At 71.3% G+C, this 12,115-nt stretch carries 13 protein-coding genes; 5 read left to right on the top strand and 8 right to left on the bottom strand.

Features of this window, described 5'->3' with window-relative positions:
• Positions 1-162: 162 nt before the first annotated feature.
• A complete protein-coding gene (locus ACFCX4_RS05370) occupies positions 163-285 on the top strand; it encodes a hypothetical protein (RefSeq protein WP_376139108.1) in 123 nt (40 codons plus the stop codon).
• A 291-nt stretch (positions 286-576) separates the two neighbouring features.
• On the opposite strand, the gene ACFCX4_RS05365 is transcribed toward ACFCX4_RS05370, so the two are convergent.
• Positions 577-1,065: a hypothetical protein gene (locus tag ACFCX4_RS05365; RefSeq protein ID WP_376139107.1), complete on the bottom strand. Its 489-nt coding sequence runs from the start codon at positions 1,063-1,065 to the stop codon at positions 577-579.
• Positions 1,066-1,902: 837 nt separating this feature from the next.
• A complete protein-coding gene (locus tag ACFCX4_RS05360; RefSeq protein WP_376139106.1) occupies positions 1,903-2,697 on the bottom strand; it encodes a cytochrome c biogenesis CcdA family protein in 795 nt (264 codons plus the stop codon).
• A 418-nt stretch (positions 2,698-3,115) separates the two neighbouring features.
• Here ACFCX4_RS05360 and ACFCX4_RS05355 point away from each other — a divergent pair, with 418 nt between their 5' ends.
• Positions 3,116-3,730: a hypothetical protein gene (locus ACFCX4_RS05355; RefSeq protein WP_376139105.1), complete on the top strand. Its 615-nt coding sequence runs from the start codon at positions 3,116-3,118 to the stop codon at positions 3,728-3,730.
• A 59-nt stretch (positions 3,731-3,789) separates the two neighbouring features.
• On the opposite strand, the gene ACFCX4_RS05350 is transcribed toward ACFCX4_RS05355, so the two are convergent.
• From ACFCX4_RS05350 to ACFCX4_RS05335, 4 genes are all read right to left on the bottom strand, one after another.
• Positions 3,790-4,314: a hypothetical protein gene (locus tag ACFCX4_RS05350; RefSeq protein ID WP_376139104.1), complete on the bottom strand. Its 525-nt coding sequence runs from the start codon at positions 4,312-4,314 to the stop codon at positions 3,790-3,792.
• Complete coding sequence (locus ACFCX4_RS05345) at positions 4,239-4,472, bottom strand: hypothetical protein (protein WP_376139103.1); 234 nt, start codon at positions 4,470-4,472, stop codon at positions 4,239-4,241. Before ACFCX4_RS05345 ends, ACFCX4_RS05350 begins: the two co-directional genes overlap by 76 nt.
• Positions 4,473-4,825: 353 nt before the next feature.
• On the bottom strand, positions 4,826-7,342 hold the full coding sequence (locus tag ACFCX4_RS05340; RefSeq protein ID WP_376139102.1) for a substrate-binding domain-containing protein: 2,517 nt from the start codon (positions 7,340-7,342) through the stop codon (positions 4,826-4,828).
• A gap of 131 nt (positions 7,343-7,473) precedes the next feature.
• Positions 7,474-7,704, bottom strand: a complete 231-nt coding sequence (locus tag ACFCX4_RS05335) for a hypothetical protein (protein ID WP_376139101.1) — start codon at positions 7,702-7,704, stop codon at positions 7,474-7,476.
• Positions 7,705-8,348: 644 nt separating this feature from the next.
• Here ACFCX4_RS05335 and ACFCX4_RS05330 point away from each other — a divergent pair.
• The 3 genes from ACFCX4_RS05330 to ACFCX4_RS05320 are packed head-to-tail and all read left to right on the top strand — an operon-like array spanning position 8,349 to position 10,021.
• Positions 8,349-8,783, top strand: coding sequence for a hypothetical protein (locus tag ACFCX4_RS05330; RefSeq protein ID WP_376139100.1), 435 nt, complete (start codon positions 8,349-8,351; stop codon positions 8,781-8,783).
• A 21-nt stretch (positions 8,784-8,804) separates the two neighbouring features.
• Positions 8,805-9,560 (top strand): replication-relaxation family protein, encoded by a 756-nt coding sequence (locus ACFCX4_RS05325; RefSeq protein ID WP_376139099.1) that lies wholly within the window; start codon positions 8,805-8,807, stop codon positions 9,558-9,560.
• A complete protein-coding gene (locus ACFCX4_RS05320) occupies positions 9,473-10,021 on the top strand; it encodes a hypothetical protein (protein ID WP_376139098.1) in 549 nt (182 codons plus the stop codon). The genes ACFCX4_RS05325 and ACFCX4_RS05320 overlap by 88 nt, the downstream gene beginning before the upstream one ends.
• 662 nt (positions 10,022-10,683) lie before the next feature.
• Here ACFCX4_RS05320 and ACFCX4_RS05315 read toward each other — a convergent pair.
• Together ACFCX4_RS05315 and ACFCX4_RS05310 are read right to left on the bottom strand one after the other, a co-directional pair.
• A complete protein-coding gene (locus ACFCX4_RS05315; RefSeq protein WP_376139097.1) occupies positions 10,684-11,013 on the bottom strand; it encodes a hypothetical protein in 330 nt (109 codons plus the stop codon).
• Positions 11,013-11,765, bottom strand: coding sequence for an RNA polymerase sigma factor (locus tag ACFCX4_RS05310; protein WP_376139096.1), 753 nt, complete (start codon positions 11,763-11,765; stop codon positions 11,013-11,015). Before ACFCX4_RS05310 ends, ACFCX4_RS05315 begins: the two co-directional genes overlap by 1 nt.
• Positions 11,766-12,115: the final 350 nt, after the last annotated feature.

Raw genomic sequence — 12,115 nt, 5'->3', positions numbered from 1 at the left:
GGCGAATGAACCCGGCGAACGCCGGCAGAGCGTCCAGCAGATTCAGAAAGCTCCGCTGGCCGGGGCCCGCCGAGTGCTGCCGATCGTGATCGCCGGGACCGTCGACGACGTGGCCGCCCGACCGACCTGACCCGGCCGCGGGCGGGTCCGGCCACCGGCCCGATGCCTGTCCCTTCCCGCTCCGTCGTGGACCGGCGGTTGCTGCGCAGGTCCCTCGACGACAACGGCTACGGCGAGGTCCGCATCGACACCAGGCGGGACGGCAGCATCAACCTCAGCCGGTAGGCCGGCGTGACGCGCGCGCCCCGGGCGGGCGCCGCCCGGTGAACGGGACCGGGCACCGGCCGGGTGAGAGTGGTAGCGGTCCCGGCCGCACGGGACGTACAGAGGAACTGGGAGTGCCCACTCCGTGTACGGGATCGTCGGTGTCGTCTTCAGGCACGCAGGGCGCTCGGCCGGGGAACCCGGCCGAGCGCCCTGCGGAGGCGGTCTGTGGCGTTATCGACCGACCGTACCGGTGGTGCAACGGCCGTTGGGAGTCGTGGTGCTGATGGTGGTTCCTTTGTGCGGGAGGGATCAGTACCAGCGCTGGTTGTCGTTGTTCCAGTCGGTTCCGTTCACGTAGACACCGCCCCAGCCGCCGTTCCCGCTGTAGTCCAGGAATCCGCCGCTCTGGACGTTCTGGAGTTTGAACCCGGATCCGGTGTAGATCTCACGCCACCGCTGCCAGGCGTTCGTTCCGTCCCGGCCGGAGTTGCAGTCCTCCGTGTAGGCCAGGTTGCCGTACCCCGTCAGGCACCGCCCGTAGGAGTCGACTTCGTTCCAGGTGCCGTCGCTGTTCTGGACATCGTGCCAGCCGAATCGGTAGTTCGTGACCCCGACGCTGCCGCCGGCCGAGTTCGATATGAGATAGAGGCCCGCTCCGCCACTGGTGTGGGAGGGGTTGCCGACCCCGTTCTTCCAGGTGATGTTTCCGTCGGCCGAGGCGGGGCCGGCGAACCCGATCGTCAGGGCAGGGATGATAGAGGCCGCTGCCAGGATCTTGAACATTCGAGCCTTGGTCATCAGAAATCCCCCAATGAAGACATTTCCTGTGCCGAGAGTTGTCGGACGTCCTCGAACGGTCTGACCATATCACCGGATCGCAGGAAGAATTGCCCCATGAAGTCTTCTTTGTCTGGCTTCAGTTCGAATTCAACGTATGTCTATTCCGGCGGTCACCCTGGATCGCAGTTCGCTATTTCGCCTGGTCGGCCGACATATTGCAGGACTGATGAACGGCTTTCCGGCAGTCATGGGCTCGGCCCGAGAAATCATCCGACAGGATGGTTTCGGGCGGGTGTGGGCCTCCTACCAGCTTCTTCCCGGTGGTCGGTGGTCGGTGGTCTGCGGTGGGGAGCGGCGTGCGGCGGTCGGGATGCTCTGCGACCGGTGGCGGGCTCGCGAGGCCCGGCCTCGCCCGGGAGGCGGGGTGCGACATACGCCCTTGCTGCCGATCGGCGTGCGGCGAACGGGCTTCTGTCCCGTCTGGCCGGTGTCGGCCGATCGGTCTGGTGGTGCCGGAACATGCCTCGTCGCGCAGGCATGTCTCCGTGGGGCCGGAGCTGACAGCGGGCAGGGGCCCGCTGGTCCTCGGGGCGGGGCCGGCCTCACTGCTGTGTGTGGAGGCGGGCGGTCGCCTTGCCGTTCCGGCGGGGCGGCCCTCGCGGGACCGACGCGGCCGTTGCAGCGCCTGGCCCGAGGTTTCCCGGATCGGGCTCTCTCCTGGCGCGGCGTCAGTCCCAAGGCTCGCCATCCGGTCGTTGCGCGGATGAAGCGGCGGACCGTAGATGGAGAGCCGGAGAGCCGGAGAGCCGGGGCGCACGCCGGTATGCCGGCATGCGCCCCTGGGCAGCCGGGAGGCTAGATGGAAACGAGCCCGGACTGGTCGAAATTCCCTCCCCAATCCCGGATCATTCCGACCATGTGGTCCCAGGCGCCTGTCAGAAGCAGTACCCCCACGATCACCAGCATGCTGCCACCCAGCCTCATGACCAGGACATAGTTTCGCTTCACCCAGCCAAACGCCCCCAGTGCCCCGCGGAAGGCGATCGCTGTGACCAGGAATGGAAGGCCCAGTCCGATGCAGTAGGCGGCACTGAGAAGGGCTCCACGTCCGGCGCTCGCCTGGTCCATCGCCAGTACTTGTACGGCGCTCAGCGTTGGACCCAGACATGGCGTCCAGCCGACACCGAATACCAGGCCGAGAACGGGAGCGCCGATCAAGCCGACGACCGGCCTCCGATGTATCCTGAGCTCGCGCTGGGAAAATTTCGGCAGCAATCCGGCGAATGCCAGTCCCATCAGGATTGAAAATATCCCGGATGCTTGCTGAATGATGCGCTGATGTTCTTGGAAGAAGTATCCAAAAGATCCAAAGAGCGCCCCTGTGGATACGAATACGATCGTGAACCCTGAAACGAACAGGGAGGCGCCCAATAGAACTCGGCCGCGCTTTCTTCCATCGGCTTCGGCGAGATCGGCGGCGGAAAATCCGGTGACATATGAAAGATAGCCGGGAACAAGGGGGAGTACGCACGGAGAAAGGAACGAGAAGAGGCCGCCGAGCATTGCCACCGGCACTGCCAGGACGAGGGCTCCCGTAAAGATGGTCTGGCTTCCGTCGAAAGCCAGAAATAACTGTGCATTCTCGCTCACGTCGCCACCATGATCACGGCACAGTGCATCTCTTGTCGGCAGCCGGGTAACGAGACGAGCGCTCGGAGGCGCTGAATCAGAGTGCAGCACATGAGACAGAGCCTCTCACGCACTTGGACGGAGCCTGAGTGCAGGGCCGACCGCGCCGAGCCCGCCCGGGTGGTGGGCACGCTCGTCTGCGGCTGCCCGGTGCGGTTCCAGCCCTGGCCGTCGCCATTGTCGTTGGTGTCGGGAGCAGGGGCCCGGCTCCAGCATCCGGTCCTCCTGAACGGTGTCCTCCTCGTCGGGCAAGAGATTGGCGGGCAGGAGGTGGCGGAGAACACAGGGAGACCCAGTTGGTGGGCGGGCGGCCGTGCGCCGGGCGTCCGGCATCGTCAGCTCGACGAGCCGCTCACCGACCCGCTGACCAGGGGAGAAGATGACGACCGACACCGCCGGCGCCGAGCGGCGGCCGTGGCTGCGCACCGAGCACGGCGCCACCATCGGGCACGCCGAGGCGTGGTGCTGGGGGCGCACCGTGCGGCTGCAACTGCGCAGGATCCTGCATGAGGACGACGGCGAGAGTGGCATCATCGACGCCCGCCAGCTGGTGATGGCGCTGCGGATGGTCCTGCGCGGCGCCCAGATGACCCACCGGCACCTGACCACCGACGCGGGCCGGGCGATCCTCGACGAGGGTCTGGCCGCGTTCACCGCCGCCGTTCCCGGCGGCAAGGAGGCCCGGGACGTCATCGAGCACTTCGACGAGTACACCCAGGGCACGGGCCGGCTCCAGCAGCCCGCCCGCCCCCGGCTGCGGGTGCCCGACGAGGAGCAGGCCCAGCGCTTCCACATCGACTTCCGCCGGGACGACGGCGCCGACGGCCGGCAGCGCCCCGTCCTGGTCGTCGGCCTCTGCCCGGTCGACCTGATCACCGCCGCCGGCGCCGCCGAGCGCCTCGAATGCGACATCTACGAAGCGCTGCGCATGGACCAGGGCAACCCCCTCCCGCGGGGCTGGGCCTACGACGTCCGAACCGTCCCGGGACCCTGACCGCCCCCGCGCCGCCCCGCACCCGGTCCCGGCCGCTGCGCCGCATGTTCCTGCGGCGCTCACCGTTCCTCGCCGTGCCGGGCGAGGAGGTCGCGGGCCTGGCGGCCGCGGTAGTCGTCCTCGCCGGCGCGCCGGTCGCCGGTGATGACGTACCGGCGGCAGGCCAGGAACAGCTCCGGGTCCTGGCCGACGTCGTCGGCGTAGACCGCGGGGGCGGGCAGGGCGTTGCGGTCGGAGAGGTGCGCGGGCGCGAGGCGCGGGGCGGTCTCGCCCAGCGCCCGGTCGCTGCGCTGCTGCTCGGCGGCCAGGGTTCGGCCGGTGGTGACGTGGCGCCGCCATGCCTCGGTGTCGTACCCGTCCGGCCCGCCGGCGACGGCGAGCCCGACGGTCGGCACGTCCGGGCGCTCGCGCAGTTCGGCGACGGCTGCGGCGACGATCTCGCCGACCCGGCCGGGCTCCAGCGGCGCGGCGCCGGCCTCGGCCTGGGCGTCTGCCAGGTGCTCGGCGATCAGGTCGGTGAGCTCCGCGATCCGCCCTTGAGGTCGACGACCGCCCGCACCGGTAGCACGAGGCCGGTGTCCCACGCGTGGGACAGCTTGGGGCCGGCCTGGCGGGCGACGGCGTCCTCGGTCGCCTCGGCCGCGGCCGCGAGGCCGGGCAGCCGGTAGGCGGTCGAGCGGCTCACCCCGAACTCGGCGCCCGCGTACGCGGCCCACCCGCTGTACCCGAGCGCGGTCCACACCCGCGCCCGGTGGGGGCGGCGCGCACCCGCGCGGCCAGAACCAGGACGACGGAGCGGACCTCCTCGATCGCATCCCGCAGCTCCCCGGTCAGCCGCCGGGCCTCGGCCTGCGAGGCCGGGCCGACGGGCTCCCGGCTCCGGCCGCCGCGCTCGCCGATACGCGGCACCTTCTCCGCGCCGGGCGCCGGAACCCGGCCGCGAGGGTCAGGCCGCGGCCGGGTCCTGCCCCGGGTCCGCCGGCCGGGTCGTCGTCCAGGGCTCTGGTTCTGCCGGGGGTGCGCGGGGGAGGGGTTGTGACTTGGGGGATGGCCCCGGTGGCGGGTGCGGTGTGCCGCCGGGGCCGTTGTGCGGGGTCAGAAGTTGGAGATGACGTTGGTGAGGGTGTCGAGGATGGTCTTGGGGTCTTCGGCGTGGTAGGCGCGGGCTTTGGACTCGCGGGCGATGGTCTGCAGGTCGGTCCAGGCGTCGGTGGTGTCCTTGTCCTTCTTGTTGGGGTCGATGCCGTAGCCGATGGTGAACACCCGGATCGTCTTCTGGGCGGGGTCAGTGAGCTGCTGCGTCAGCTGGTCGATGCTGACCTGGGGGCCGGCGGTGCCATCGTTGTCGTTCTTTCCGTCGGTCAGGACGAGGACGGCGTTGATGGCGTTCGGGTCGTAGTGGTCCCGTAGTTCCTTGACCGCGGCGGCGGTGGTCTCGTAGAGGGCGGTCCCGCCGCCGGCGCGTACGGCCCGGATGTTGTCGGTCAGCGCGGTGCGGCGGGTGCGGCCGCTGTAGGGGTCTTTGACCGGTCCGATGTCGACGAGGGCGCGGTGGTTGGAGGTTCCGTTGAGGACGTCGGCGGAGGAGAACGTCCACAGCCCGACGCGGTCCTGGTCGGCGAATCCCTGGACCAGCTTGTCGGCGACCTGCTTGAGGAGTTCGAGCTTGCTCAGGCCGATGCCGTCGATCTTGCCCTGGTCCATGGAGGCGGAGGTGTCGATGACCAGCAGGACGTTGGCGCGTTTGCGCAGGTCGGGCCAGGCGCTGAGGATCTTGTCGAGGACCTCCGGGGCGGGCAGGGGGAACGGGGTGAGCGGGGCGTCGGGGAGCGCCCCGTTGTCCTGGTTGATGTACGCGGTGGGCTTGGCGTCGTGGGTGCGCAGCCCGATGTCGCCGAACCGGTCCTGGGCGGGTGCGGAGTGCAGGTAGGTCAGGAAGTCGTCGGCGAGGGTCTTCTTCGGCGCGCCGATGTCGGTGAGGGCGATGTAGGGGTGGTCGGAGTAGAGCGTCTTGTCGGTCGGGTAGAAGGCGGCGAGCTTGGTCTTGGGGGGCGTCTTCTGCTGGCAGCCGTCGTCGTCGCTGCGGGTTCCGCAGGGCAGGCCGCGGTTGTAGGCGACGACGGCGCTCTCCTCGACGGTGACGGCGGAGATGTAGGAGTAGCCGGGCTGGGAGCCGGCGGGGGCGGTGTCGTCGGCGCGGCGCTGGTTGGCGAGGAAGGTGAGGCTGGTGTCGCCGTAGTGGACGACGGACTGCTCGATCCTGCTCACGGCGGTGCGGGCGGTGTCGGTGGCGATGCCGCCGGGGGTGAGCGGTCCGGCAGAGGCGAACGCCGTGATGGTGGCGTTCAGCCCGGACGTGGAGTAGCGGGGGTCGGTCTTGCCGAGGAGGAAGTCACCCCACTCGGGGTGCTGGTGCTGGGCCCAGAAGTTCTGCGGGTTCTGGGCCCAGGCCGCGAAGTCGTTCCAGGTGATCCGCTTGTCCGGCCAGCCCAGCGCGCGGGCCATGGGCTCGGGCATCGCGACCACCAGCGGGGTGGTCGCGATCAGCGGCGGGTCCTGGGCGGGGAGCGCGGCGGCCGTGGCGGGGGCGGCGTTCTGGCGGGCCAGGGGGAGCCAGACCGCTGAGGCCGGCGACCACACGTCGGGCCTGGGCCCGCGGTTCTCCGGCCATCCCTTCCGCAGGGCCTCCATCGCGAGGCCGGAGTTCATTGCCATGACCTTCACCCGCAGGCACTGGTCGCCGACCTGGCGGGAACCGTAGCTGTCGGCCAGACCGCCGAGGACGGCGGAGGCGTCGGCCGAGGCGGTGAGGATCAGCTCGGTCCCGGGGTTCGAGCACGCGGGCAGGGCGGAGGCGGCAACCGGCTGCCCCGGCGCGGTGGAGGGCTGCGCGGCGGATGCGGGGGCGGAGCGGGCCGGCGAGGTGGACGGCGGCGCCGTCGACTGGCCAGTGGATCCGTCGTGGACGGGCCACAGGACCGCTGCGATGACGGCGGCGGCCACCAGGGCCGCGGGGACCGGGTGGCGCCGGGGCCAGGCCGGCACCGGGCGCAGCCAGGACCACGGGTGCCGGGCGGGCGTGGCCGGCGGGACGGGCTCCTCCCGCGGCACAGGCCCGGCGGGCATCGGCGATGCCGGGGAACCGGCGGCCTGCGCCGGCTCCCCGGAAGCGGCCCGCTCCAGTTCCTGCGCGACCGGTCCGGGCGGCGGCGGCGCGTTCGTGCCGGTGACAACCTCCCCCGGCTCCCCCGGTTGCGGCGGTGCGGTCGGCAGCAGGACGGGGGCGGCCGGCGGCTCCGCTGACCTGCCGGGGTCCGCGGCGGGCGCGCCCTCGTCGTCCGGCGGAAGGTTCGGCTCGGCGGTGCGCTGCTCGGGCGTCATCCGCCGGAGCCTCGCCCATTCCGCACGCCACGGTTTGGGATCCGCGCCCAGCACCCTCAGGTAGCGGAGCATTGCCTGCTCGCTGCACAGCACGGTCGTGCTGGTGACCCTCGACATGGCCGATTCCCTGTAGCCCGCGGCTTTGGCGACCTCGGTGAGGGACTTCCCCGCCTCGGCCCGCAGGTCGGCGAGGCCCTTGGCGAAGACGGTCAGCGGCGCGTTCCCACTCATGTCGCGCTTCCGCCCGCGCGCCCGGAGCGGGTCCTGTGCGGCGTCGGGCCGGGAGGGGAGAGCCTGCGACGGCCGCTGCTCCTGCCCGGGGGCGTCCTCGGGCTCCTCGGGCCCGTTGCCGATGCCGGCCCTCACCGCGCGCTCCGGCGGCGGCCCGGGCGGTCGGCGGTCGCGGGGCCGGCGAGGAACAGGCCGGCCACCTTCGCGGCGGCCAGGCCCCCACCACCCGCGACCGCCAGCGCGGTCTCCGGCGAGCTGCCCATCAGCACCAGCACGATGATGATCGCCTGGATGACCGCCAGCACACTGAACTGGAAGGCGTACGGGGACCGTCGGCGGTGCCGGGAATCGTTCCCGATCATGACTTGTCTCTTCTCTCCACGTGTCCGGGCAGACCCCACCTCAGCGGGGCCGGCGGCCGCCCGTCGTCACTGGCGTCCGGGCTGCAACCCGGCTGCCTGGCGGCTGACTTCAACAATGCTCAGCCTGGCCCGGCCGCACCAGAGACGACGGCCTTTCAGCAATTTCGAGGCGGCACCGAGATCTGGCGCGGCCGTGCCCGCAAGACGCCCGGGGCGGCCCGGCATGTGCTGCCCGCCCGGGGGAAGCCGTCGTCGCCGCCGCTGCGGCACGCCGTTCCTGACATCCCGCCCGTCATTCGGGAGCCGAGGCATCACCCCAGCTCACGGCCTGTTTCCTAGTTTCCAACCGAGGTTGGAAAGCCGTTCGGGCTGGCCGGTCACTCCGTGGTCGGTAACACTGGAAACGCCGGAAATGCTCACTCCACGTGTCCGGGCGAGCCACGGCATCCTGGGGCGGGCCCCCGCTGCAACGGAGGGCCCGCCCTGCCGCATCAGCATGTGCTCCGAGCTCTTGCCCTGATTCCCGGAACCTTTCCCGCAACGGATGGGCGGCGGCGAGTGGCGGGCGGGCGGGGCGGCCCCGGTGTCGGTGGTGTGCGGTACAGCAGAGAAGATCACCACCACGAACCATCAGGGGGCAGGGCATGGACCACGACCAGGACGGCGGCCAGGGCGAGCGGCACGGCGGCGAACAGCCGGCCCGGCCCGGCCGGGTGCACTTCCGCCGCTCCGCCCGCAACCCCAACGGCAGCACGGCCCCGCTGCGCGCCGACGTCCTCGCGGCGCTGGGCGTGTTGAAGGTCGCCACCTACAAGCAGCTGCACGCCCTGATCGCCGCCGACGAGTACCGCGCCCACCACCGCGTGGATCACGTGGCCGAAGCGGTCCGGGACCTGACCGAGCACAAGCTGGTCGACGTCCGCGGCACCACCTCGCCGCCGGGCCGCCGACCCGCCCCCAAGACCGCCCCGGCCGACGGAGGGGCCGGGGGAGGCGAGGGGGCCGCGAAGCCGAAGCCGGGCGGGCCCGGAGCGGAGAAGATCGTCGGCCTCACCCCGCTCGGCCTGGCCGCCGCCTAAGCCCTCGGCGACGGCCGCGACATGGGCGGCCACGCCCGCGGTGCCGGCCTCACCGGCGCACCCCACGCCATGCTCGTCAACGAGCTCATCATCACCGCCGTCACCGGCACCACCACCCACGGCGCCCCGCCCCGCACCGACAAGCGCCAGGCACCCCCGCGCCGCGCGCTGCCCTCCGGCCCGCTGCCCGGCGGCATCGAGGCCTGGGCCACCGAGACGTCCCACACCATCACCGGCAAGTTCAACGTCATCCCCGACGCGATCGTCCATCTGCCCGAGCTCGGCATCCCGGTCGCCTTTCCGGAGCTGGACCGGGGCACCATGACCGACATCCGCAAGGTCGCCGGCAAGCTCGACAACTACAAGCGCTACTTCGACCGCACCGTCCACGACGGCGGCCAGGAGCGCCTGGAGGTCGAGGTCCGCTACAACGTCCCCGAACCCGCCCACGGCTACCGCCACCGCCTCGCCGTCCGCCCGCCGGTCCTGTTCGTCCTGGACCAGGGCACCCGGGGAAGCCGCGCCCGCTACAGCCCCCAGGCCCTGGAACAGCGCCTCGAAGAGCTGCGCAACGCCACCTGGGAGCACTGGCAGGGCAGGCACACGAGCAGGAAGGCGTCACCTACGCGACCTTCGACGGCAAGATCCCCGTGCTCGGCACCACCGTCGAGCGCCTGCGCGAGCACGGCTTGCAAGGGCCCGTCTGGTGGCGCTTCGGCCGGCCCGGCCGGCACTCCCTCACCGACGCCCTCGACGACGAACCCGACTGGGACCTGATCGACCAGCGCCGCCAGGAACGCGAGGACCAGGAACACGCCGAACGGGAGCGGGCCGCCAAGGCTGAGCAGGACACCGAACTGGCGAAGCTGCGCAAGGCGCTGCTCGCCGCCCGCACCCACAACGACGCCCTGCACCCCTGCCACACCTGCCACGGCCCCCTCGCCGGTACCCACGACTCCGAAGACGAGCTGGACGAGAACGCCCACCCGGACCGCCTGGAATGCCCCTCCTGCGACCGCCGGCGCCGCACCGACAAGCACCGGCCCATCGTCCTGGACCTGCCCACCACCCGCGCCCTGCGCCGCGCCGAGAAGCACGGCCCACCCAGCGACGACCCCCGGTGGAACATCCGCCTTCTCCACGCAAAGCGCTGGACGAAGTACGACCGAAGCAACGGAGAAGCCCCCCACACCATGACTCAGATCCCCCACGGCCGCTCAATGCCAGAAAGGTACTGAAAACACCGCAGCGCGCGGCGCCACCCGGTGGCGCCAGCGCTCCCGGCTCACCCTGCCGGCACCCCTCCGCCCCGTGGCCCGCGCGGTGACCCGCCGCAGCCGCTCCGGGAACCGCCTCGCCACGCTGTCCCAGGCGCCCGTGCCCCCGAGGCCGCCACTCGGACAAGGCCTACCCCCCCGGACACTCCGACCAGCCCTCCCTCCGCTGCGTCGTTGCCGCAGTACACATCAGCCTCCTACGGATGCCACCGGCCCGGGTCTCCGCAGCTCTGCGCCCGGCCCTCGGTTCCTTTCCTGGTGGCGGCGAACCCCCGGGCGTCGACGGCGGCTCCAGCGCCGCTTCGTCGAAGGTGTCGTTCAGGGCGTCGGCATGTTCCTGGTGAATCTGCTCGGAAACCTGCTGCCCTAGTCTCCGGACCGGCAGAGCGGGGGCGACATGCCCTGACCGGGTGCGCGGCCCCGAGCTGGCCGCGCACCCGGGGGTGCGCGGCTTACCGGCCTTCCGGTAGCTGGACCTCGCCGTTTCGCCGGGAGCGGCGGACGGCGTCGGTGGGTGTGGCCGGACCACCTAGCGGACCACCGGCCGACCCTTGGTGCCGGCACCGGCGACCGTTCGGACACGGGTCGGCAGAGAGCAGGCGGCAGGCCGTGCCAGCGCCTGATCACCGCCGACCCCGCTGTCCGGCTGGGCGCAAGGCGCCGTCCAGAGGCGGTGGGACGGGTGACGGGAGCGGCGCGGGCTGCTCTTCCTGAACGCGCCGCCGCTTCTCGCGGCGCTCGTCGCGACGTTCCTGGCGGCGTTCCTTGCGGTCGCGCCCGTCCTTCCACCAGTCCAGCTTGTGCTTGGAGTCCTGCGGGATGACGATCTGCGGCCCGACCAGAACCGCGACCACAGCGACGACCGGCAGCACCACGAACCACGGCGCGCCGCCCAACAACGCCACCACGCCGCCCATCACGCCGATGCCGCCGCCCAACCCGGCCCTGCCCATCACGCACCACCCCGGGTGCCCGCGGATCCGCTGCGGACAGTGGGCAGGAACCGGGCCGGGACATCGACCACCCCGGCATCGACCATCCGCTTCGCCGACAGCCGCAGCCGCCGCATCTGCCCCTCCACCGCGCGGCCCGTCAGCCCGCCCAGCTCCGCTCCGATCTCCTTGTACGTCAGGTCGCCCGAGTAGACGTACCAGCAGATCGCCTGCTGGTCCCGGCTCGCCTCCCGCAGGATCCGGCGAAGGGCGTCGCGCAGTTCTATCGCCTGCTGCGGGCCGGGAGCGCGGTCCTCACGAGCGGTCTTCATGAGGTCCAGGGCCGTCTGTGTCGCGCGTTCGCGCGTCGTGCGCCACTTACGGACGGCGTTGCGGAACTCGGTGAGGCAAGCGCCGACGAAGAAGGTGTTCAGCGAAGCGCCGCCGTAGGGGTCCCAGGTACGCAGACCGTAGGGCGCGTCCGGGGCGAACCACCACTGGTCCACCTTCATCAGGGTTTCCAGGGCGAGCTCCTCCCGGAGGTCCTGGGACCGGCGGAGCATGGGGAGCTCCTTCTCCCAGAGCCTGATCCCGGCTCGCGCTCCGATGGTGCCCTCGTACATCCACGCGGCAAGGACCCGCAGACCGTAGGCCCACAGCTGCTCGCGGAACAGCTCGAACCTGACCCCGACGAAGTCCGCCGCCCGGAGGTGTGCGTAGAGCTCAAGGTCCTGGTGGGGTAGGTGGGCACCGGTGGCCTGGTCCTCGGTCATCTCGTTGATCATTTCGGCAGCACAGCCTCTCGCACTGGGAAGTCATAGCGCAGGCTTGTATGTCGAAAGAATCCTGTTGCCCCACACGACCGTGAGAATGAATTTTTCAGACCTGCTGGATGGTGATCTGAGCTGCATAGATGTCGGCTGCCGCACTGAGATCCGGGAACTGACTCTCCGGACGGGAAGTCCCTGGCAACGAGCCCACGGCTCCGCTCCCACACGCGTCAGGACGCTGCCCCGAGGCCGTTCAGGGCGCTGGCCTCCGACGGCCGCTGCCCGTGCCAAGGTGACGCCGGCATCGCGGCCCGGCCGCGTGGTGCCGGAAACGGCAGCCAACGGACCGGGTC

The organism is Kitasatospora sp. NPDC056327, from assembly GCF_042261735.1.
Classification (GTDB): Bacteria; Actinomycetota; Actinomycetes; order Streptomycetales; family Streptomycetaceae; genus Kitasatospora.
Note: the sequence above shows the minus strand (reverse complement) of the source record. Positions and strands in the feature narration are given on the sequence as shown.